Source organism: Curtobacterium sp. NPDC089689 (assembly GCF_044749145.1).
Lineage (GTDB): Bacteria > Actinomycetota > Actinomycetes > Actinomycetales > Microbacteriaceae > Curtobacterium.
Genome location: NZ_JBIVHJ010000003.1, coordinates 212,913 through 233,727, shown reverse-complemented (window position 1 = coordinate 233,727; position 20,815 = coordinate 212,913). Strand labels below are relative to the sequence as shown.

The window sequence follows — 20,815 nt, the reverse complement described above, 5'->3', positions numbered from 1 at the left end:
GTGGGTACGACTCCACGGCGAGTGCGCTCCTCCAGTGTTGCACGATGCACTCGAGGTGCGCGAGGGGCTACCGCTGAGAACTTCCTCGGAGCGCTCCAACGGCGTCGGTCCGGGGTTTGTTCCCGGAACGACGAACGGGGTGGGACCGAGCGGTCCCACCCCGTTGCGCGACAGGTGTCAGTCGTGGAGGTGCGTCCGGCGACGGTGCCGCACGGAGCGGTACGTCAACAGGCCCGCGCCGAGGAGCACGAGCACGCCGGCGGCGACCAGCCCCGGGCCGAGGTCCGCACCCGTGTAGGCGAGGGCGCCCGACGTTGGACCGGAGCCCGTGGCGGCGACCGGTGCGGTCGTCGGGGCGGCACTCGCGGTGGGCGTCGCCGTCGGGGTGGGGCTCGGGGTCGCGGCGGCAGCGACGACGAGGTCGTCGACGGTCACCACGGCCCCCGCGTCGGGGCCGGAGGTGAAGTCCACCGTGGCGGTGCTCCCGGACACCGTGACCGTGTAGTCGGTCGCGGGGTTGAGCCCCTGGAGCGTGTAGCGGCCGTCGGTGCCCGTGGTCGCGGTCACCGGCTCGCCTGCATCGGCCTCGGCGGGGGTTGCCGTCACGGTGCGACCGGCGACCGGTGCGTCGTTCGTGTCGACCACGCGGCCGTTCGCGCTGGTGACGACGGCCTCCGGAGCAGGCGGCGTGACGAACGCGAAGTCACGGGTCTGGGCCGGGCCACCGCCCACCAGTGTCACCGCGTTGCTCGCCGTCGCTCCCGTCGCACCCGGTGCCGGGAGGGCCGAGCGCACCGTGTACGTGCCGTCCACGGTCGTGAACGAGTACCTGCCGTCGGCATCGGTGACCGTCGTGGCGACCACCGTGCCGGCACCGTCGAGGAGGTCGACCGTGACGCCGGCCTGGGGAGTGCCGTCGAGCCGGACCACGCCGGTGACCGTGCTGACCGCGTCGGTCTCGATCGGCCGGGGCCGGGTCGGGGCCGCCGGAGCTGCCTGGCCCGTCGTGACCCGCACGGGGTCGGCGCCGTCCACAGCGACGGTGACCGCCGTGTCCGGCGACAGGCCGGAGGCGGTGTAGTAGCCCTCGTCGTTGGTGATCGTCGTGATCGGGGTCGTCGCATTGGGGTCGGTGATGACCACCGGGACGTCCGCCGCGGGGTTGCCGGCCGTGTCGACGACCTGGCCGATGATCGACGTCGTGCCCGCGGGCGACGTGAACGCGAAGGGCACGACCCGGTCCTCACCCCCGGGGACCCCGTTCAGCGAGACACCCGTCACCGACGCTGCTCCGGTGGCTCCGGGCGGCGGCGTGATGGACACCGTGTAGTCGTTGATGACCGGCAGCTCCGGGAACGCGTAGGTGCCGTCGGCCGCGGTCGTCGTCGTGTACAGGGTGCCGCGGGGTGCCTCGACCGTGACGGTCGCACCGGGGATCGGCGCGCCGTCGAGCGTGGCGGTGCCGGTGATCGCCGCGGTGCGGTTCGCGAACCACGTCTGGTAGACGGGGAAGCCGCTGCGACGCTCGAACGTGAGCGTGAGGCTCGTGAGCGGCACGGTGGGCGTGAACCACGCGGTGGCGCCCGAGGTGTCGACGGAGCCCGCGTTGCCGGCGAGCGTCAGCGACGGCCCGTCCCAGCTCGGGACGTCCCGTCCGGTGGTGCCGTCCGGGTCGGACGGGCAGGACCATCCACCGGCGGTGGAGGCCGAGCAGGAGTTGTACACGCCGGAGAAGCCGAGGTCGGCCGCGGTCGCGGTTCCCCCGCCCTGGGTCGTCGCTGCGATCGTCACCCGGTCGGCATCGACGTCACCGAGGACGAACGACCAGCTGCTCGCTCCGGGCGTCGGCGTCGCGAAGGTGTACGTCGTGACCGACGGCTGGCCGGCGGCATCGGCGAGCGGCCGCTGGTTCAGGTAGGTGTTCCCACGGCTCGAGCCGTAGGCCGCACCGGGACCGGTGTTCGGCCCCTGCCAGGTCGAGTTCCCGCTGATCACGGTCGCCTGGCGGGCGTTCGACTCGAAGGTGGTCGCCGGGAACCCCGGCAGGGTCATGGTGCCGGAGTAGTCCCGGGCCTGACCGGCGAGGGTGAACGTCCCCCAGTGTCCGGCCGGTTCGGCGGAGGCCGACGACGCGCCGACGAGCGCGAGTCCCCCTCCGAGTGCGAGGGCGGTCAGTGCCGCCGTGACGGTGCGCAAGCGCCGCATCGTGCTCCCCTGCTCGTGCTGTCCTGGTCCCTGCACCAGACGTCGCAATCTCGACGTTCGCTCAGGCTATCCAGCGAGCGCGAACTCCGTCCGGATCGCCACCTGCCCGTTACGCGGATCGGACCGCGCGGACCAGGGCGTCGAGGGCCGAGAGCTGTCCGAGGACGAGCAGTTCCCGAGCCTCGTCGACGGGCATCCAACGCGCGGCGTCGACCTCCGGCACCTCCACGAACCGACCGGAACCGCGCGGGAGCTCGAGCCGCACCGTGTTGCTCACGACCCCGGCGACCTCGAAGTGCGGCGCGTGCAGGGCGAACACCCGCACGACCTTGGCGGACTGCCGGTGCTCCCCGAGGTCGACGACGTCACCGTCGGGAGCGGCGGACCCGATCTCCTCGGCGAACTCCCGCCGCGCCGTCGCGAGCGGGTCCTCACCCGGCTCGACCTCGCCCTTCGGGATGGACCACGACCGCGGGCGACGCTGCCAGAACGGCCCGCCCATGTGCGCGACGAAGACCTCCGTGCCGGTCGGCCCGGCGCGGTGGAGGAGGAGTCCGGCACTCGTGCGCACGCCTCGAGGCTACGCAGCGCGCGGCACACCTGTCGGTGCGGTCACGCAGTGTGCGGCGATCCGCCCGGGAGGCACGGTGCCGGCCCGCCTCGTGCCTCCTGTCCGGCCCGGTGTGCGCCCGCGACCGGTGGCGCGACACCTCGGAGGAACCGCAGGGAGCGTGCAGCCGGCGCTGCGCACGCGGGAGTACGCTCCGCGGCCAAGGAGCGCCGACAGACGCCCCGACACCGGCACGAGGAGGTCGATCGGGATGGACGAACGGTGGTCGACGGTGACGTTGGCAGCGGACGCGGCGAGGCCCCACGAGCAGGCGCTGCGGTGGGTCGCCGGCAGGTCGGGGACCGGCATCGAACGGGTCCGGGTGATCGGCGTCGACCCGGCGCAGGAGGGCCGTGTCCGCGCGGACGGCAAGCGGGTCGCCGATGCGCTCGCCGACGCCGCACGAACGGCTCTGCCCGGCGTCGAGGTCGTGGTCGACCGGCACGCGGGGTCGTTCGTGAACGCGCTCGTGACAGCGTCCGACGAGGGTGACCTCCTGGTGGTCGGATCGTGGCGGAGCCGCCGCGGGACGACGGTGGGATCAGGGCCGGCCCGGGTGGCGGAGCGCGCGCCGGTACCCACGGTCGTCGTGCCGGACGGGCCGCACCCGATCGACGGCGACGTCGTCCTCGCGGTCGAGGAGCCGCTCGACGAACGGGCGGTCGCGATCGCGGTCGACGAAGCAGAGCGGCGGCACCGGCGGCTGACCGTGCTCCGGGCGTGGGAGATGCCCGTCCTCACCCGGACCGGCCTCACCGACTTCGCCGAGGATCCGATGCGCTGGCGCGCGCGGAACGCCGAACTGCTCGACCGGGTGACGGCCGAACTGCGGCGGCGGTACCCGCACCTGCGGATCCACCCGCTGCTGGTCGAGGGACACCCCGGTCACGCGATCGCGGCGCACTCGCGCACGGCGTCGCTCGTCGTGCTCGGGCAGGGCCACGTCCACGCCCTCTCCGGTTCGGTTCTGCACGACGTGCTCCGCGAGGCGGTGTCGCCGGTGTGCGTCGTCCCACCGACCGCGCACGCCGCCGCCGAGGAGCGCGAAGCGACCGCGTGACCCGGGCCGGGCCGTCGGTCAGCCGGCGAGGTCCCGCACGGCCGACGCGACCCGGTCCGTCAGGTAGGCGACACCGCGCTCGTTCGGGTGCAGGGCGCCCGGCTCGAGGTCGATGCGCTGCAGGTTGCTCGCGCCGTCGAGCGACACCCCGGAGACGTAGGGCCGCTTCGTCGCGCAAGCGGACCGCGCCTGCGTGTCCGCGAACACGTCGACGAACCGGACCCCGGCGGCACGGGCGGCCTCGGCGGACACGTCGTCGAGTTGCTCCTGGACGCCGTGCAGGTACACGACGTCGGTGTCGGTGAACGGGTACGTGTCGGTCGGGAACGAGCCCGCGAGCGTCCCGAGGTCCACCGCCGCACGGAAGCAGCCCTTCGCCGGCGTGTGCTCCGCGTCGGGGAAGATCGCCGGGTAGCCCAGGAACACGATGACGGCGTTCGGCGCAGCCTCCTGCACGCGAGCGAGCGTGTCCGCGACGCCGAGCGCGACCCGGGAGGCGATCTTCGTGGCGAGCTGGTCCTCGCCGTCGTGGACGAGGGTGCTCTCGCACGACGGGGCATCGCGTCCGGAGAACACCGGCCCCTTCGCGCTGAGTGCCAAGCACGACGCGGCCGTGCCGAAGAGGTCGGCGTCGTTGCCGCCGATGGTCAGCGTGACGAGCCGCGTCGACGCGGACAGTGCACGGATCTGCGGCGGGACACCCCTGAACTGGAAGCCCGAGGTGACGTCGTCGCTCGTCGCGCCGCCGCACGTGACGTCGGTGAGCTGCAGCCCGAAGCGCTGCGCGATCCGGTGCGGGTAGTCGCGGGCGGACTGCCCGCAGGCGTTCGTCGGCAGGTGACTCGGGTCGTCGAGCCCGTACCCGGCCGAGTACGAGTCCCCCAGTGCCACGTACTCGCTCCCGGGCGGGACGTCGGCGAGTCGCTCGGGCGGGTCCGACGACACCGGGAACGGCTGCGGCTGCGGCCACGACGGCGCGGCCTCGGCGGCCGAGTGCCCCGGCGCCACGCCGGTCGTCACGAGGACGCAGACCGCAGCGATCAGGGCCAGGACGGCTGCGGACACCGGGCGGACCGAGCGGGACAGGGGGACCTCCGGCGGGGACGGGACGGGCGGACGAGAACGGGCGGACGGAGCGCCCAGGTTAGCGGCTCGTCCTCGGCGTCACCCGCGGCGTGCCCCTCAGCGCCGCCCGAGTCGTCGCTCGCCGTTGCTGCCCGTCTGGTAGGTCAGCCCGTAGTGCTCGTACAGGCCCGGCTCGACCGCGGCGTCGAGCTCACCGTCCGTCGCGATCGACGGCGCGTCCTTCACGAGCTTCTTCGGGAACGCGACGACGAGGTGCTTCGGGGCGACGAGAGCACCGGTGAGCGGGACGAACACGAGCTTCTGGAAGCCGACGAGCCCCGTGGTCACGGCACCGAACGCCGGGTCGGAGGTCGCCGTGTCGTAGTAGATGCTCTCGAGCGTCCCGATCTTCTCCTCGGACTGGTCCACGACCGGCAGGCCGATCCAGTCCCGGATGTTCGCGGCTTCGAACACGGTCGTTCCCTCCCGGCGGCCGGACCCTCCGGCTGCCCGCTCCCGAACCTACTGACGAACGGCTGGACCCGACCGCACCGGCACGACCCCGAGTCCGTCCACGGCCGCGAGCACGTCGTCCGGCCCCACCGCGAGCAGCGCCGGGTCCGGCTCCTCGGAGAACACGTCGCCGCGTCGCTGCGCTGCGTCGGTGAGCACGACGTGCGGACCGGAAGCCGGCGGACCCCACGCCTCGGGCGGGGCCGGGCCGAACAGGACGACCGACGGCACCCCGTAGGCGGAAGCCAGGTGTGCCGCGCCCGTGTCGACGGTGACGACCACCGCGGCGTCGGCCACGACCGCCGCGAACGGCTGCAGGTCGAGGACTCCCGCGAGGACCGCCCGCGGCGGCAGGTCGGCCGCGTCCGCGACCGCACGGGCGCGGTCGACGTCGTCCGCGCCTCCCGTCAGGACCACGTCGTGTCCGCGCGCCCGGAGCCCGCGCACCACCTCGGCGAAGCGGTCGGTCGGCCAGTGCCGTGCGCCGTGGAAGGCCCCGACGTGCACGACCGCGGCGCCGGACGCGACGGACGGCGTCGCCGGCCGGTCGATCGCGACCTCGTCCGGGTCGGCGGGGATGCCGTGCCAGGTGAGCAGGCGTGCCCACCGCTCGCGTTCGTTCAGGCCCTCGGGCCACTCCGGACCGTCGTGTCCGCGGTCCGGGTCCCGGTGGCCGACCACCCGGCCGGGTCGGAGGGCCTCGAGCAGGTCGTTCGACTCGGGTCCCACCCCGTGCAGGTTCACCGCGACGTCGACGGAGCCGGTCGGGGCGGCGATCGGGTGGTCGAGCCCGTGCTGGGCGAGGTGCACGTCGACCGCCGGGACGAGCTCGACGACGGGGGCGAGCCAGGCCGTCGTCGCGAGGGTGATCCGGTGGCCGGGGAACGCACGACGCAGCGCGGTCAGGGCGGGCACGGCGACGAGCAGGTCCCCGAGCTTGATGGCGCGGAGCACGAGGAGCTCCGGTCGGCCGTCGGACGGAGGCATGGTCGGCAGGGCGGTCACGGTCGCGGACGCTAGGCGGGCGTCCCTGCGGGCGCGGTCAGCCCCGCGCGGAACGGCTCTTCCTGGGCCGACGCGGGGTGCCGGACCGGTACTGCTCGGTGCATGGCCCTCGCACCGGACCGCCCCGTCGGCGGCGTCCTCTTCGATCGTGACGACACCCTCGTCATCGACGTGCCCTACAACGCCGACCCGCACCTGGTCGTCCCGGTTCCGGGGGCGCACCGGGCCGTCGAGCGCGTCCGCGCCGCGGGCCTGCGGACCGGGGTCGTGACGAACCAGTCGGTGATCGCGAAGGGCATGGCCTCCCGGGCGCAGGTCGACGCGACGAACGCGCGGGTGGACGAGCTGATCGGCCCGTTCGACGTGTGGTGCGTCTGCCCGCACGACGCCGACGACGGCTGCGAGTGCCGGAAGCCCCGACCCGGCATGGTCCTGCGCGCCGCCGAGGCGCTCGGGGTGCCCGCCTCCGAGCTCGTCGTGATCGGGGACATCGGCGCCGACGTCGAGGCGGCCCGGGCGGCCGGGGCGCAGGGCATCCTCGTCCCCACCGCGCGGACCCGACCGGCCGAGGTCGACGCTGCGGACACCGTCGCCGCGACCCTCGACGACGCCGTGACGCTCGTCCTCGCACAGCGTCCGACGCCGGTCGCGTGAGCGGCACCCGCGGCCCGCGCGCCCTCGTCGCGCGGCTCGACTCCTTCGGCGACGTCCTCGTCGCCGGTCCGGCAGTGCGTGCGGTCGCCGCCGGCGCCTCGCACGTCACGCTCCTCTGCGGCCCGCAGGGTGCCCCCGCGGGCCGGTTGCTCCCCGGCGTCGACAGCCTCCGGACGTGGGCGGCACCGTGGGTGACCGAGACCGCCCGACCCATCGACGACGCCGTCGTCGACGAGTTCCGCGCACTGGTCGCCGAGGAGCGCCCGGACGAGGCCGTCGTCCTGACGTCCTTCCACCAGTCCCCGCTGCCGCTCGCGCTGCTGCTCCGGCTCGCCGGCGTCCCGCGGGTGAGCGGCGCGTCGGTCGACCACCCCGGGTCGCTCCTCGACGTGCGCCTCCGACCGGGCGAGGACCTGCCCGAGGACCTCCCCGAGCCCGAGCGTGCGCTGCGCATCGCGCGGGCCGCGGGCTTCGCGCTCCCCGACGACGATGCCGGGAGGCTCGCGGTGCGCCTCGACGCCGCCCCACCCGCGTCCGTGGCCGGTCTGGGCAGGTACGTGGTCGTCCACCCCGGTGCGAGCGTCCCGGCCCGGGCGTGGCCGGCCGAGCAGCACCGAGCGCTCGTCGCCGCCTACGCCGCCGTCGGGGTGCCCGTGGTGGTCACGGGATCGCCCGGTGAGCGGGCACTGACGGCCGAGGTCGCCGGGTCCACCGGCATCGACCTCGGCGGCTCGACGACCCCGGCGGAGCTCGCCGCAGTGCTCGCGGGAGCGGAGGTGGTCGTCGTCGGCAACACCGGTCCGGCGCACCTCGCGGCCGCCGTGGGCGTGCCGATCGTCAGCCTGTTCTCCCCCGTCGTCCCGGCGGTGAAGTGGGCGCCGTACGCGCCGCTCGTCGAGGTGCTCGGCGACCAGAGCACACCGTGCCGCCTCAGCCGCGCCCGCGAGTGCCCGGTCTCGGGCCACCCCTGCCTGGCCCGTGTGTCCGTCCAGGATGTGCTGGATGCGCACCGGCGACTGCAGGACCGCGCTTCGCGGATCACCGAGCACCTTCCTGCGCCGTAGCCGGGTGAGTGCTGCGTAGCGTGCGCCACTGCTTCTCCTTCTCCTCCTGCTCCTCGACCCGGAAGGCCTGCATGCGCATCCTCGTGTGGCACGTCCACGGCGGCTGGATGGACGCCTTCGTCCGCGGCCAGCACCAGTACCTCGTCCCGACGACCGCGGCGCGCGACGCCGACGGCCTCGGACGCGGAGGCCGGGACTGGCCGGACTCGGTCGTCGAGATCGCGCCGGAGGACGTCGCCGACGTCGAGGTCGACGTGGTCGTGCTGCAGCGCACGGAGGAGCTCGAGGCGGCCGAGCGGCTGCTGGGGGGCCGCTCGGTGCCGATCGTGTTCGTCGAGCACAACGCACCACGCGTCGACGTCCCGAACAGCCGCCACCCGCTGCGGGACCGCGGCGACCTCGTCATCGCCCACGTCACGCACTGGAACGCCCTCATGTGGGACTGCGGCACCACGCCGACGACCGTCGTCGAGCACGGCGTCGTCGACCCCGGGCCGCTGTACACCGGGTCCCTCGGACGCTTCGGTGTCGTCATCAACGAACCGGTCCGCCGCGGCCGGGTCGTCGGCACGGACCTGCTCCCCCGCTTCGCCTCGGTGGCGCCCGTCGACCTCTGGGGCATCGGCACCGAGCGGATCGGCGAGCTCGGCTTCGGCGACCGCGTCGTCGCGCAGGGAGACGTCCCCGCCGACCCGATGCACCGCGCGCTCGCGGAGCGTCGTGCGTACGTGCACCCGAACCGGTGGACGTCCCTCGGGCTGTCGCTCATCGAGGCGATGCACATGGCGATGCCCGTCCTCGTCCTCGCGACGACGGACGCACCACGGACCGTGCCCGCCGACGCCGGCGCGATCGCGACGGACGTCGACGAGCTGGTCCGTGCCTCCCGGCTGCTGCTGGAGGACCCGGACGAGGCGCGCCGACGCGGTGCCGTCGCCCGGGAGGCCGCGCTGGAGCGCCACGCGCTCGCGCGGTTCACCGCCGACTGGGACGACCTGCTCGACCGGGTCGTCACCGACCACCGGACCGCGCGCACAGCGCGGCGGAACGGCACGACCGAGGTCGTGCTCGAAGGGAGTGCCCGATGAAGATCGCGATGGTCTCCGAGCACGCGAGTCCGCTCGCGACCCTCGGCGGCGTCGACGCCGGCGGCCAGAACGTGCACGTCGCCGAGTTGTCCGGCGCGCTCGCCGACCGCGGTCACCAAGTGACCGTCTACACCCGACGCGACGCGTCCGACCTGCCCGTGCGGGTGCTCCTGCGCCCCGGCGTCGAGGTCGTCCACGTCGACGCCGGACCCGCCCGCGCGGTGCCGAAGGACGAGCTGTTCCCGTACATGGGCACGTTCGCCTCGGTCCTGGCCGCCGAGTGGTTCGTCGACCGGCCCGACGTCGTGCACGCGCACTTCTGGATGTCCGGGCACGCCGCCCTCGAGGCCGTCGCCCTGGTACAGGCACGCACCGGCGGGGTGCGGATCCCCGTCGCGCAGACGTTCCACGCGCTCGGGGTCGTCAAGCGCCGCCACCAGGGAGCGGCGGACACGAGCCCCGTCGAGCGCGAGTGGGTCGAGCCCGCCGTCGGGAGGAGCGTCGACCAGGTCGTCGCGACCTGCTCGGACGAGGCGTTCGAGCTCAAGGCCCTCGGTGTCCCCCTGCACCGCATCTCCGTCGTGCCGTGCGGTGTCGACGTCGAGACCTTCCGGCCGGACGGACCCGTCGAGGCTCGGGGCCGGACGCAGCGGGTGCTCACCGCGTCCCGACTCGTGCAGCGCAAGGGCGTCGGCACGACCATCGCGGCCGTCGCCGAGCTCGTGCACGAGGGCCGCGACGTCGAACTCGTCGTCGTCGGAGGTGCCGGTGTCGCGGGGGCCGACCTGCCCGACGACCCGGAGTACCAGCGCCTCGACGCACTCGCCCGGTCGCTCGGCATCCGGGACCACGTGCACTTCCGCGGGCAGCTCGGCCAGCACGACATGCCCGCCGTGTACCGGAGCGCCGACGTCGTGGTGTGCGCCCCCTGGTACGAGCCGTTCGGGATCGTGCCCCTCGAGGCGATGGCGTGCGGCCGACCGGTCGTCGCGTCGAGCGTCGGCGGCCTCATCGACACCGTCGTGGAGGACGCCACCGGCCTGCACGTCCCGCCGCGCGACGAGGACGCCGTCGCGACCGCGATCGGCACGCTCCTCGAGGACCCCGAGCGCCGTGAGGCGTTCGGTGCCGCCGGCCGCGAACGCGCGGTCGCCCGGTACACGTGGCAGAAGGTCGCCGCCGAGAGCGAGCGCGTCTACGACCGGCTCATCGCCGGCGGCGGCGCGGTCGCGGACACCCGCTCCGGCGCACGTCGCGCCCCCCGTCGCACCGCGACCACCGAGAGGACCGCACGATGACCATCTCCCCGACCCAGCCCGCGACCGGGACCGGCGTGGACAGCGTCCGGCTCGTCCGCGACCACGTCGCCGCGTCCGTCCCCGTCATCGCCTCGCTCGTCGACCACGGCGACCACATCGCGGCCTGGGCCGACGACATCGCGACGCGACTCGTCGCGGGCCGGCGGCTCCTCGCCGCGGGCAACGGCGGATCGGCGGCCGAGGCGCAGCACCTCACGTCCGAGCTGACCGGCCGGTTCGACGGCGACCGTCCGGCGTACTCGGCGATCTCGCTGCACGCCGAGACCTCCGCCGTCACCGCGATCGGCAACGACTACGGGTACGACGAGGTGTTCGCCCGCCAGGTCCGGGCCCATGCCCGCGCCGGGGACGTCGTCGTGCTGCTGAGCACGAGCGGCAAGAGTCCGAACCTGCTCCGCGCCGCCGAGGCCGCACGGGCCGTCGGCGCACTCGCGATCGCCATGACCGGGCCCCGGCCGAACCCCCTCGCGTCGATCGTCGACGACGCGATCTGCATCGACGGCCCCTCCGCGAACGTGCAGGAGGCGCAGCTCGTCCTCGTGCACGCCCTGTGCCGCGCGATGGAGCCGGCCCTGCGCCGCGGAGCCCGCCGGTGACCGGCGCCGCGCGGAGGATCGTCGTCGTCGGGGACACCCTGCTCGACGTCGACGTCTCCGGCACGAGCGAACGCCTGAGCCCCGACGCCCCGGTGCCCGTCGTCGACGTCCGCACCGACGACCGCCGCGCCGGTGGCGCCGGACTCGTCGCGACCATGCTCGCGAAGGACGGCCACGACGTGACCCTCGTCACCGTGCTCTCGGACGACGGCCGCGGCGAGGAGGTCCGTGCGCTCCTCCCCGGTGTGCGCGTCGTCGCCGGGCCGTCCGGTGCACCGACGCCGGTGAAGACCCGCGTCCGCGTCGTCGACCACGCACTCGTCCGCATCGACGAGGGCTGCGCGACCCCGCCCGTCCCGGACGTCACCGCCGAGATGACCGCCGCCCTCGCCGGGGCCGACGCCATCGTCGTCGCCGACTACGGCCGGGGCGTGGCCGCCGCGCCCGCTCTCCGCGCGGCACTGTCCGCCGTGGCCGCGCACACGCCCGTCGTCTGGGACCCCCACCCGAAGGGCGCCGAGCCGGTCCCGGGGACCACGATCGCCACCCCGAACACCGCGGAGGCCCGTGCTTCCAGCGGCCTCGGCGGCGACGGCGTCCCGTTCGCGACCGACGCCGCCGCAGCCCTCCGCGAGCGCTGGGGCACACACGCCGTGGCGGTCACGATGGGCGACCGCGGCGCACTCGTCGCCTCCTCGTCGGGCAGCCGCTTCGTCCCGGCCCCCTCCGCCACGGTCGGCGACCCGTGCGGCGCGGGCGACCGACTCGCCGCCGGGGTCGCGGTCGCGCTCGCCGACGGAGCCGACGTCGCCGACGCCGTGGCCGCCGGGGTCGCGGACGCCTCCGCCTACATCGCGGCGGGTGGCGTGGCCGCGCTGTTCGCCGACCACGGTGCCGAACCCGTGGCCGTGCCGGGCGTCGACCGCGACGCGATGCGCCTGGTCCACCGGGTCCGCGCCGAGGGCGGCACCGTCGTCGCCACCGGCGGCTGCTTCGACCTGCTGCACGCCGGACACGCCCGGACCCTGTCGGCGGCCCGGGCGCTCGGTGACTGCCTGGTCGTGTGCCTCAACTCGGACGACTCCGTCCGGGCGCTCAAGGGTCCCGAGCGGCCGATCATGACGCAGGACGACCGCGTGGAGCTCCTGCTCGCGCTGGACTGCGTCGACGCCGTCGTTGTCTTCGACGAGCACACGCCGGACGAGGCGCTCCGCCGGTTCCGTCCGGACGTCTGGGCGAAGGGCGGCGACTACGACGCCGCCGACCTCCCCGAGGCGGCCACCCTCGCCGAGTGGGGCGGACGCGTCGTCACCGTCCCCTTCCACCCCGGCCGCTCCACCACCCGTCTCGCCGCGGCGCTCGCGCACGTCGGCTGAGCGGCACGCCCTGCCCGCAGCACGCGGGACCGGGACCGTGCCCCACCCTCACGAAAGGAAGTCCATGCCCGTCCCCACCACCCCCATCGGTCGCGTCCTCGTCACCGGCGGCGCCTCCGGGCTCGGCGCAGCGGTCGTCGCCGCCGTCACCGAGGCCGGCGGCACCCCCGTCGTGCTCGACCTCGCCGTCGACGCCGTGCCCGAGGGCGTCGACGCCGTCGCGGTCGACGTCACGGACACCGCCGCGACCGAGCAGGCGGTCCGGGACGCCGCGGAGCGGCACGGCGGTCTCGACGCGGTCGTCACCGCCGCCGGGATCGACAAGCCGGCCCCGATCGGCGGCATCTCGTCCGGCGACTGGGAGCGCATCGTCGCCGTGAACCTCCTCGGCACCGCCGCGGTCGTCCGTGCCGCGCTGCCCGCCCTCGAGGCCACGCACGGCCGGGTCGTCACGATCTCCTCGTCACTCGCCCTGCGCGGCGTCGGCGACGGCACCGCCTACTCGGCGTCGAAGTTCGGCGTCCGCGGGTTCTCGCAGGCACTCGCCGCGGAGACCGGCGGTCGGATCGGCGTCACCAACGTGATCCCCGCCGGCATGCGCACGAACTTCTTCGCCGACCGCACGGAGCAGTACAAGCCGGGTCCGGACGCGCAGCTCATCGAGCCGGAGTACGTCGCGAACGCGATCGTCTTCGCCCTCGCGCAGCCCGCGGGCTGCGAGATCCGTGAGCTGTCGATCATGCCGGCGACCGAGCCGAGCTGGCCGTAGGCGTCACCAGGCGTTTGGTCGCGACCACGTGACGGACGGGAGGCGCGGTGCCGGCTGGCACCGTCCTCCCTCGCAGGCTCGGTCGGCGCGCCCCGCGCAACGCTTCGCGTCGCCGCTGAGCGGGGCGCGCCAGTCGGTCACGTGGTCGCGTCGGGGCGCGACCGTCAGCGTCGCGGCGCGACCGTCGCCAGCAGGTCGGCGACGTCCGTCAGGACGACCTCGGGTGTGACCTCGTCGACGAACGACGGGTCGTGCGCGCAACGTTCGGCCGTCCACCCGACCTGCGTGACGTCGATCCCGCACACCGGGCACCGGGTCACGAAGGACATGTGGACGCGGTGGCGGCCACGGTCGAACGGACCCGCGTTGACGACGTTGCCGAACCAGAACACGCCGACCGTGGGCGTGCCGACCGCGACCGCCAGGTGTCGCGGCCCGGAGTCGTCGCCGACCATGACGTCGGCAGCGGCGAGCACCACGGGCAGCTCCGTCAGGGCCAGGGTGCCCACGAGGTCGTGCAGGCGTGCGGGGTCCCCGAGCTCGGCGCGGATCGCGTCCGCCGCCGCCCGGTCCGAGGCGTCACCGACCAGGACGACGTCGTCCCCGGCCGCCAGCCGTTCCCGGGCGACCGCAGCGAAGCGCTCCGGGCTCCAGCGCCGCCGCGGGTCCGTCGCTCCGGGGTGCAGGGCGACGAGCCGGTCCGCGACCCCCAGCCGCTCGCGGACCGCGGCCCGCTCCGGCTCCGTCACGAGGAGGCGCGGGTCGAGCGTCACCGGAGCGGCCCCGGCGAGCGAGACGACCTCCAGCGCGCGGACCACCTCGTGCTGGTAGTAGACGTAGCGGGCCCAGCGTTCCAGGACCTCGGCGTCCTCGGTGGCGGTGCCGACGGTGTGCCGGGCGCCGAGCGCGAGCAGGAACGGGTTCGAGTTCCGACCACCGCCGTGGAGCTGCACGGCGAGGTCGAAGCGTCCGCGCGTCCGGGCGTCGAAGTCCTCCCGGCTGGGCGCGCCCGCACCGGAGTCCCGGACGCCCGTCGCGATCGGCAGTTCCTCGAAGGCGTGCACGGAGGCGGTGCGACCGGCGAGCACCGCGGGCGCGACGGGGGTGCCGAGCAGGGTCACGCGGGCGTGTGGGTACGCGGCGGCGAGGGCGTCGATCGCGGGCACGGCGAACAGCAGGTCACCGAGTCCCCCGCCCCGCAGCACCGCGATCTCGTGGACGTCGTCGAACCGGGGACCACCGTTGCCGATCAGTTGCACCGGTCCAGGTCTACCCACCCGGGGCCGACCGTCCGGCGGGGGATGGACGAGAAGCGCGGATCCGTGACCGTGTCCAGGGCCGTCCGAGGAACGTGCGAGTCCCGCACGGAAGGACCCGCATGACCCTCGCCGCCCCTCGCACCGCCACCGCCTCCGCCCCGACGGACTCCGGCTCGTCCGACCTCGTCGTCGTTGACCCGGTGGACGGCTCCGTCGCCTCGACCACGCCGCGTGCCACCGCCGCGGACGTGCGGGACGCCGTCGCACGAGCCCGTGCGGCCGCCCCGGCCTGGCGTCGGACGGCTCCTGCGGAACGCGGGGCGCTGCTCCGGGCCGCGGCCGAGCACCTCCGCGGGTACGCGGACGAACTCGCTGCACTGAACACGCGCGAGACCGGGAAGGTCCCCGGGGACGCGCTCGGCGGGGTCGAGGCGGGGATCGGCACGCTCCTGCAGTACGCGGAGCTCGGGCCCGTCCACCGCGGCGAGTCGCTCCGTGGTCAGCACGGCGCCGCCGACTGGACCGTGCCGCACCCCCGCGGCGTCGTGCTCGCCCTGACGCCCTGGAACGACCCGGTCGCGGTGGCGTGCGGGATCCTCGGCGCGGCGATCGTCACCGGCAACACCGTGGTGCACAAGGGCTCCGAGCGCAGCCCGGCCACGATCGCCCGCCTGAACGCCCTCCTCGCCGAGGTCCTGCCCGACGGTGTCCTCGTCGGGGTCGACGGTGACGCGGCCACGGGGGAACTGCTGCTCGAACAGGACGGCATCGACGTGTACGCGCACGTCGGCTCCACCGCGACCGGTGACCGGCTGTCCGAGGTCGCCACCCGCACCCGCGCCCACGTCGTGCGGGAGAACGGCGGGAACGACGCCGTCGTCGTCGACGCCGACGTCGACCCCGCGTGGGCCGCGGCGCAGGTGGCGCTCGGAGCCTTCGCGAACACCGGCCAGATCTGCACGAGCGTCGAGCGGGTGTACGTCCACCGTGCCGTCGCCGACGCCTTCGTCGCCGCGCTCGTCGCCGAGGCCGACCGCCGGACGGCCGCACCCTCCGCCGAGTACGGCCCGCTGGTCGACGGTCGGATGCGGGACGCCGTGCACGCGCAGGTCCGTGACGCCGTCGCCCGCGGGGCCGTCCTCCGCACGGGCGGGGTCGTCCCGGACGGACCGGGGTCGGCGTACCCGGCCACGGTGCTCACCGAGGTGACCGACGAGATGACCGTGATGACCGAGGAGACGTTCGGCCCGGTCGCCCCGGTCCGCGTCGTCGACTCGTTCGACGAGGGCATCCGGCTCGCCGCTGCCGACCGCTACGGTCTCGCGGCGACGGTCCTCACGAACGACACCGGCAACGCGCTGCGTGCCGCGGCGGAGCTGCCGGTCGGCACCGTCAAGGTGAACGCCGTCTTCGGCGGCGCGCCCGGCGGCAGCGCCGAACCCCGTGGTGCGTCCGGCTCCGGGTTCGGGTACGGGCCGCACCTCCTCGACGAGCTCACCACCACGACCGTCGTCCACCTCGAGCCCGCGGGTGGTGTCCGGTGACCGCCGACGTGCGGCTCGTCCGCGAACTCGTGGGTCGCATCGACGACCGCGAGCCGCTCGTCGTCGTCATCGGCGACGGCATCCTGGACCGCTGGACCGTCGGCGAGGCCGAGCGGGTCTCGCGCGAGGCCCCGGCCCCGATCGTCCGCGTGACCGAGAGCATCGCCGTGCCCGGCGGCGCGGCCAACACCGCCGTGAACGCCCGCGCGCTCGGCGCCCGGGTCCGGATGGTCGGGTACGTGGGCGACGACGAGTCCGGTCGGACCCTGCGCGACCGGCTGGCCGCGGCCGGCGTCGACACGACCTTCCTCGTGGAGGTCTCCGGCGCCCGCACCACCACCAAGGACCGGGTCGTCGGGGGGGACCGTGTCGTGGTCCGTGTCGACGACATCGCCGCGCCGCCGGACGACGCCGCCCGGGCACGCTTCGGTGAGGCCGTCGCCCGTGCCGTCCGCTGCGCCGACGCCGCGGTGATCTGTGACTACGGCCTCGGCGTCGACCCGGAGACCGTCGTGCCGGTGCTCGACCGCGACCGTCCGGACGCCGTCGTCGTGGACGCGCACGACCTGACCCGCTGGGCGGGACTGCACCCGGACCTCGTGACGCCGAACGCCGGCGAGACCACGGCACTCCTTGCGCGCGCGGGCGCGGACGGAGCCCGTGTCGACCTCGGCCAGGGCTCCGCCCGTGCGGCCGCGGTCATCGATGCCCGCGACGCGCTCCTCGCAGCGACGGGTGCCCGGGCCGCCGTCGTGACCCTCGACCGCGACGGCACCGTGCTGCTCGACCCCGACACCGACGGAGCCTTCCGGACCCGGGCGACGCCGGCTGCTGAGCAACAGGCGTCCGGTGCCGGCGACACCTTCTGCGCCGGAGCCACCGTGGCGCTCGCCGTCGGCGCCGACCGTCGGCAGGCCGTGTCCTTCGCGCAGGCCACCGCCGACGTCGTCGTCCGCGAGGCCGGCACCTCCGTGTGCTCGGCGCGTGCGCTGGTCGACTCGGTGACCGCCCCGGCGGAGACCGTCGTGGACCACGACGAACTCGCCGACGCCGTCACCGCAGCCCGCGCAGCCGGTCGCCGCATCGTGTTCACGAACGGCTGCTTCGACGTCGTCCACCGCGGGCACACCACGTACCTGCGCCAGGCGAGCGAGCTCGGCGACCTGCTCGTCGTGGCGCTGAACGACGACGACTCCGTGCGCCGCTTGAAGGGCCCGGAGCGCCCGATCAACACGGCGGAGGACCGCGCCGGAGTCCTCGCAGCGCTCGCGTGCGTCGACCTCGTCACGGTGTTCGCGACCGACACGCCCATCCCGCTGCTCCGTCGCATCCGCCCGGACGTCTACGTGAAGGGCGGGGACTACTCGCCCGAGATGCTCCGCGAGACCGCGGTGGTGCGGGAGTACGGCGGTGAGGTCGTCATGGTCGACTACGTCGCGGAGCACTCCACGACCGCGGTCGTGCGACGCATCCGCGAATCCTCGTGACCGCACGCTGGTCCGGCGACTGGGCTCGGCCCCGGGTCGACGGGGCAGCGCCCGCGGTCGACGTCCTGGTACCGACGGTCGGCAGGTCCGCCGAACTCGCGACGACGCTCGCCGGGCTCGCGGCGCAGATGGACGTCGACCTGCGGCTCGTCCTGAGCGACCAGTCCACGGACGGGGACGCCGCCTCCCGGCCCGCCGTCGCCGCCATGCTCCGCGTCCTGGAGGCACAGGGCCGGCCCGTCACGCTCCGCACCCACCGTGAGCGGCTGGGTCTCGCGGAGCACCGGCAGTTCCTGCTCGACCACGCCTCGGCGCCGACCGTGCTGTTCCTCGACGACGACGTCTGGCTCGAACCGGGCACGGTGCGGCGGATGCTCGACGCCCTCCGGACGCTCGACTGCGGTTTCGTGGGGTCGGCGGTGCAGGGGTTGTCGTACCTCGCCGACCGGCGCCCGCACGAGACCGCGGTGTTCGAACCGTGGTCGGACGGTGTCGAGCCGGAGGTGGTCCGCCGCGGGACCCCGGCCCACGACCGCTGGTCGCTCCACAACGCCGCGAACCTCGCCCACGTCGCCTCGGACCTCGACGTCGAGCACGGCGGTTGGGTGCCCTACCGGGTGGCCTGGGTCGGTGCCTGCGTGCTCTACGACCGGGAGCGGCTCGAGTCCGTCGGCGGCTTCCGCTTCTGGCCGGACCTGCCGCCGGAACACGCCGGCGAGGACGTCGTCGCCCAGTGGCGCGTGATGGAGCGCTTCGGCGGCGCGGGGATCGTGCCGTCGGGGGCGGTGCACCTGGAGTCGCCCACCACGGTCACGGACCGACGCGTGGACGCACCGGACGTCGTCTTCCGCTGAGGACGGTGCGCCGCGCCGCGTGACGGGCGCGGGACGGACCGCGTGACGCACCGCGTGACGGACGGGAGGCCCGTGGCGATCCCGCCACGGGCCTCCCGTCCGCATCACGCGCGTCAGCGCACGCGCACCTGCGCGGTCGCGACCTTGCCGGTCTGCGAGCCGGTGAAGGTGAGCGTCGTGGTGGCGCGCTCGGCGCGCCACGTCGTCGCCGCGGTGCCGTCGACCAGGTCGAGCGTGCCGAGGTCGGTGTCGCCGAGCTGCACCCGGACCTGGCGGTCGCCGGCGAACCGGCTGCCCGTGACCGTGACGCGCTCGCCACGACGCGGCGACCGGTCGGACACGTCGACCCGTGCGCCACGGCTGAGCGCGGCGACGTCCTCCGACAGGCCGAGCCCGTCGCGGATCGTGAAGAACGTGTCGGTCTGGTCGGAGAGCCCGACGACGTTCGCGGCGCCGGGGCCGTACGCGGCGATGCGGACCTGCGTGCCGGTGTGCTGCTGCGAGCCGCCGGCCGCCGCGGTGCCGTAGGACACCTTCATCGTGGTGCCGTCGGCCGTCACGAGCGCGGTGGAGAGCGCCGCCGGCGGCGTGTTGTCGACGATCTGGCTCGAGTGGGCGTGGTCGGCGGTCGCGATGACGAGCGTGTTGCCGTCCTTCTTCGCGAACGCGAGCGCGGCCTGGACGGCCTCGTCGAAGTCGATCGTCTCGCCGATCTGACCGCAGGCGTCGGCGGCGTGGTCCTGCTTGTCGATGCTGGCGCCCTCGACCTGGAGGAAGAAGCCCTTCTTCCCGTGCTTCTGCTGCAGGAGACCGATCGACTTGTTCGTCAGCGACGCGAGCGAGAGCCCGGTGTCGAGACGTGCCGGGTTCGGCGTGCAGCGCGTCGGTGCGGCGTCCGCTCCACCGACGGTCGCGGTGGTCGGGGCGAAGCGCGTCGGGAAGTTGCCCGGCGTGAAGAGCCCGAGGAGCGGCTGGCGCTGGTCGGCCTTGCGGACCGCAGCGAGCCCGGCGGCGTCGTCGACGAGCTGGTAGCCGCGATCGTCGGCCTGCTCGAACAGGGTCTTGCCCTCCCACTGGCCGGCCTTCGCGGTCTGCTCGAAGCTCGCGGAGCCGCCGCCGAGGGCGACGTCCGGGCGGGCGTTCAGCAACTGCTCGCTGATCGAGCCGAGGCCGCCGGCCTGCAGGGCGTCGGTGCCGCAGGCCGCGGTGTCGGGGCCGTAGCAGGAGCGCGAGCCGACGTGCGCGACCTGCACGGCGGGGGTGGCGTCCTGGATCTCGGCGGTGGAGACGTCGCCGGTCTTGTAGCCGTTCGCCTTCGCGAGTTCGAGGAGGGACTGCTGGGGCTTCCCGTCGACGTCGACCGAGATGGCGCCGTCGTAGGTCTTCGTGCCGGTCGCCCACGCGCTGCCGGACGCCGCCGAGTCGGTGACGTAGTCGGGCTTGCCCTTGTTCTCCCCGCTCTTCACGAGCGAGTACGTGGTGTACGAGCCGGTCATCGGCAGGGCGTCGAGCCCGGGGAGCCGGCCTGCTGCGCCGTACTGGTAGTTGCGCGCCACGGTGATCTCGGAGTCGCCCATCCCGTCGCCGATGAGCAGGATGACGTTCTTCGCGCCGGCGTTCTGGATCGCCTGACGGACGTTCCGGGTCTGGTCGCCCTGGTGGCGGGCGGCACCGCCGTGCTGGTTCAGCGCGAGCTGGGCGACGGCCTCGGCCGTGCCCGGCAGTGCGACGGCGCCGACGATGACGGCTGCGCCGAGCGCGAGCGCCGCACGGCGTCGCTTGGTCGTGTGCTGCATGTGGTGGATCCCCTCTGGACGTGCCCCGAACGGGTGCCGTCAGAGGATGCCTGTGCAGCGGTACAGGCTCGTGAACGCGCCACGACCGGCAGGTGAACGACGACGTGCAGCGGACAGCCCGCCGCGGTCAGCCGCCGATCTCGACCTGCTGGCCGGCGTCGTCGAGGTCGAGCTGCACGACCGACCGGGCCCGCTCGACCCAGGGGCTCTCGGTGCACCCGATCCAGAGCACGGTGCACGGCTCGCTGCCCGCGACGCACCACTCCGCCGCCCAGCCGATGACGGCCTCGGCCAACGCCTCACCGCGGTCCGCGAAGACGAGCGACGCGATCCGTGACCCCCTGGTGCTCCGGACGAGCCAGGTGACGCCGACGCGGGGCGGGGCGGGCAGGATGCGGACCTCGTCCGCGAGGGCGACCTCGACGAACACCTGCCCGTACGCGGTGTCGGGCAACTCCAGGAGCTGGCGGTGGATCTCCGGCAGGTCGTCGGCGCAGCCCGCGACGAGCACGCGCGGGGCGGGCTCCTGCCGGTTCCTGGTCATCCGGACA

The 20,815-nt window shown here is 74.7% G+C and carries 19 protein-coding genes; 11 read left to right on the top strand and 8 right to left on the bottom strand.

Annotation, left to right across the window (positions count from 1 at the left end; genetic code table 11):
• Positions 1 to 177: 177 nt before the first annotated feature.
• Positions 178 to 2,196 (bottom strand): collagen binding domain-containing protein, encoded by a 2,019-nt coding sequence (locus ACIPYW_RS12740; protein WP_400414080.1) that lies wholly within the window; start codon positions 2,194 to 2,196, stop codon positions 178 to 180.
• A gap of 118 nt (positions 2,197 to 2,314) precedes the next feature.
• Positions 2,315 to 2,776, bottom strand: a complete 462-nt coding sequence (locus tag ACIPYW_RS12735; protein WP_400414078.1) for an NUDIX domain-containing protein — start codon at positions 2,774 to 2,776, stop codon at positions 2,315 to 2,317.
• A 250-nt stretch (positions 2,777 to 3,026) separates the two neighbouring features.
• Between ACIPYW_RS12735 and ACIPYW_RS12730 the strand changes: the two genes are divergently transcribed.
• Entirely contained in the window at positions 3,027 to 3,875 is an 849-nt protein-coding gene (locus tag ACIPYW_RS12730) for a universal stress protein (protein ID WP_400414075.1), read from the top strand.
• Between the two features lie 18 nt (positions 3,876 to 3,893).
• On the opposite strand, the gene ACIPYW_RS12725 is transcribed toward ACIPYW_RS12730, so the two are convergent.
• The 3 genes from ACIPYW_RS12725 to ACIPYW_RS12715 all read right to left on the bottom strand — a co-directional run bounded on the left by ACIPYW_RS12725 (position 3,894) and on the right by ACIPYW_RS12715 (position 6,458).
• Positions 3,894 to 4,940, bottom strand: coding sequence for an SGNH/GDSL hydrolase family protein (locus tag ACIPYW_RS12725; protein WP_400414072.1), 1,047 nt, complete (start codon positions 4,938 to 4,940; stop codon positions 3,894 to 3,896).
• 117 nt (positions 4,941 to 5,057) lie between these two features.
• Positions 5,058 to 5,414 carry a PRC-barrel domain-containing protein gene (locus tag ACIPYW_RS12720; protein WP_400414070.1) on the bottom strand — a complete coding sequence of 119 codons (357 nt, stop codon included), beginning with the start codon at positions 5,412 to 5,414 and terminating at the stop codon, positions 5,058 to 5,060.
• A gap of 48 nt (positions 5,415 to 5,462) precedes the next feature.
• Positions 5,463 to 6,458: a glycosyltransferase family 9 protein gene (locus ACIPYW_RS12715; protein WP_400414067.1), complete on the bottom strand. Its 996-nt coding sequence runs from the start codon at positions 6,456 to 6,458 to the stop codon at positions 5,463 to 5,465.
• Positions 6,459 to 6,560: 102 nt separating this feature from the next.
• Here ACIPYW_RS12715 and ACIPYW_RS12710 point away from each other — a divergent pair, with 102 nt between their 5' ends.
• From ACIPYW_RS12710 to ACIPYW_RS12680, 7 genes are all read left to right on the top strand, one after another.
• Positions 6,561 to 7,112: a D-glycero-alpha-D-manno-heptose-1,7-bisphosphate 7-phosphatase gene (locus ACIPYW_RS12710; protein ID WP_400414065.1), complete on the top strand. Its 552-nt coding sequence runs from the start codon at positions 6,561 to 6,563 to the stop codon at positions 7,110 to 7,112.
• Entirely contained in the window at positions 7,109 to 8,176 is a 1,068-nt protein-coding gene (locus ACIPYW_RS12705) for a glycosyltransferase family 9 protein (RefSeq protein WP_400414063.1), read from the top strand. Before ACIPYW_RS12710 ends, ACIPYW_RS12705 begins: the two co-directional genes overlap by 4 nt.
• A gap of 71 nt (positions 8,177 to 8,247) precedes the next feature.
• The gene (locus ACIPYW_RS12700) at positions 8,248 to 9,264 is read left to right on the top strand and encodes a glycosyltransferase (protein WP_400414061.1); all 1,017 of its coding nucleotides are present in this window, start codon (positions 8,248 to 8,250) and stop codon (positions 9,262 to 9,264) included.
• The gene (locus ACIPYW_RS12695) at positions 9,261 to 10,562 is read left to right on the top strand and encodes a glycosyltransferase (protein ID WP_400414059.1); all 1,302 of its coding nucleotides are present in this window, start codon (positions 9,261 to 9,263) and stop codon (positions 10,560 to 10,562) included. The genes ACIPYW_RS12700 and ACIPYW_RS12695 overlap by 4 nt, the downstream gene beginning before the upstream one ends.
• Positions 10,559 to 11,179 carry an SIS domain-containing protein gene (locus ACIPYW_RS12690; protein WP_290131776.1) on the top strand — a complete coding sequence of 207 codons (621 nt, stop codon included), beginning with the start codon at positions 10,559 to 10,561 and terminating at the stop codon, positions 11,177 to 11,179. The genes ACIPYW_RS12695 and ACIPYW_RS12690 overlap by 4 nt, the downstream gene beginning before the upstream one ends.
• Positions 11,176 to 12,555 (top strand): PfkB family carbohydrate kinase, encoded by a 1,380-nt coding sequence (locus ACIPYW_RS12685; protein WP_400414056.1) that lies wholly within the window; start codon positions 11,176 to 11,178, stop codon positions 12,553 to 12,555. Before ACIPYW_RS12690 ends, ACIPYW_RS12685 begins: the two co-directional genes overlap by 4 nt.
• Positions 12,556 to 12,619: 64 nt before the next feature.
• A complete protein-coding gene (locus ACIPYW_RS12680; RefSeq protein ID WP_290131778.1) occupies positions 12,620 to 13,324 on the top strand; it encodes an SDR family oxidoreductase in 705 nt (234 codons plus the stop codon).
• A gap of 164 nt (positions 13,325 to 13,488) precedes the next feature.
• On the opposite strand, the gene ACIPYW_RS12675 is transcribed toward ACIPYW_RS12680, so the two are convergent.
• On the bottom strand, positions 13,489 to 14,583 hold the full coding sequence (locus ACIPYW_RS12675; RefSeq protein ID WP_400414054.1) for a glycosyltransferase family 9 protein: 1,095 nt from the start codon (positions 14,581 to 14,583) through the stop codon (positions 13,489 to 13,491).
• A gap of 119 nt (positions 14,584 to 14,702) precedes the next feature.
• Between ACIPYW_RS12675 and ACIPYW_RS12670 the strand changes: the two genes are divergently transcribed.
• From ACIPYW_RS12670 to ACIPYW_RS12660, 3 genes are read left to right on the top strand one after another with little or no spacing between them, the layout of a single operon-like run.
• Positions 14,703 to 16,127, top strand: a complete 1,425-nt coding sequence (locus tag ACIPYW_RS12670) for an aldehyde dehydrogenase family protein (RefSeq protein WP_400414052.1) — start codon at positions 14,703 to 14,705, stop codon at positions 16,125 to 16,127.
• Entirely contained in the window at positions 16,124 to 17,614 is a 1,491-nt protein-coding gene (rfaE2, locus tag ACIPYW_RS12665; RefSeq protein ID WP_400414050.1) for a D-glycero-beta-D-manno-heptose 1-phosphate adenylyltransferase, read from the top strand. The genes ACIPYW_RS12670 and rfaE2 overlap by 4 nt, the downstream gene beginning before the upstream one ends.
• On the top strand, positions 17,611 to 18,468 hold the full coding sequence (locus ACIPYW_RS12660) for a glycosyltransferase family 2 protein (RefSeq protein ID WP_400414048.1): 858 nt from the start codon (positions 17,611 to 17,613) through the stop codon (positions 18,466 to 18,468). The genes rfaE2 and ACIPYW_RS12660 overlap by 4 nt, the downstream gene beginning before the upstream one ends.
• A 113-nt stretch (positions 18,469 to 18,581) precedes the next feature.
• Here the strand turns inward: ACIPYW_RS12660 and phoA are convergent, their stop codons facing one another.
• A complete protein-coding gene (gene phoA / locus ACIPYW_RS12655) occupies positions 18,582 to 20,264 on the bottom strand; it encodes an alkaline phosphatase (protein WP_400414046.1) in 1,683 nt (560 codons plus the stop codon).
• 127 nt (positions 20,265 to 20,391) lie between these two features.
• Entirely contained in the window at positions 20,392 to 20,808 is a 417-nt protein-coding gene (locus tag ACIPYW_RS12650; RefSeq protein WP_290131784.1) for an SIP domain-containing protein, read from the bottom strand.
• Positions 20,809 to 20,815 lie beyond the last annotated feature (7 nt).